Raw genomic sequence first — 832 nt, 5'->3', positions numbered from 1 at the left:
CGCGCTGCCCGCGCTGCCCGCGCTGCCCGCGCTGCCCGCGCTGCCCGCGCTGCCCGCGCTGCCCGCGCTGCCCGCGCTGCCCGCGCTGCCCGCGCTGCCCGCGCTGCCCGCGCTGCCCGGCTGCCTGCCGCATCGCGCTGCCCGCGCTGCCCGCGCCGCCCGCGCTACCCGCGCTACCCGCGCTACCCGCGCTACCCGCGCCGCCCGCGCTGCCCGCGCGGACCGCCAACGCCGGCCTTCGGTGCGGCGGGAGTGGAGCGGCTGCTGCGCTACGGCACCAAGGCACCGCGGCCGGGCGGCGGTCCGGCCGTGCGGGCGGCGGTCGGATGGGTGGGTGAGGCGGGTGCGGGAACAATGGCGGTGGCGGGCTGGTTGTGGAGGGTGTCGGTGTGACTCAGTGTCCCCGGGCCTCACCTAATATCGCCCTCGCGGAATACCGTTCGGCTGGAGCCGCGTCGTGCCACTCGCCGAGAGGCGACCTGCACACCGACGCCAGCGCCGCCCCCGGCCCACCAGCCGGGGGCGGCGCTGTCTGTGCATCCTCGGTTCGCGAACCTGTCTCAGTTGACCTATCTTCAGAGGGTCGCTCGCGTGGGAGGGGGTGTCGGGTGGGTCTACGGACCTTTATCGAGGGTTGGCCGGTCTATCGCCAGCTCACCGGCACGGACCCGCTGGGCCGGGGCGCCGCGGCGAAGTCTGACGGGTCCCGCGCGCTGATCGCCCGTACCGGTGACGCCGATTCGGTGGCTCGGTCTGTCTGCCCGTACTGCGCTGTGGGGTGTGGTCAGCGGGTGTTCGTGAAGGACGGGCGGGTCAGCCAGATCGAGGGGGA

The 832-nt window shown here is 75.5% G+C and carries 1 protein-coding gene; it reads left to right on the top strand.

Annotated features, from left to right (window positions below):
* Nucleotides 1-608 precede the first annotated feature (608 nt).
* The coding region (locus ACIBEF_RS32410) for a hypothetical protein (protein ID WP_396797230.1) at nucleotides 609-832 on the top strand (224 nt) is incomplete at its 3' end.

It is taken from the genome of Micromonospora sp. NPDC050795, from assembly GCF_044456785.1.
In the GTDB taxonomy this organism is placed as follows: domain Bacteria; phylum Actinomycetota; class Actinomycetes; order Mycobacteriales; family Micromonosporaceae; genus Micromonospora.
Note: the sequence above shows the minus strand (reverse complement) of the source record. Positions and strands in the feature narration are given on the sequence as shown.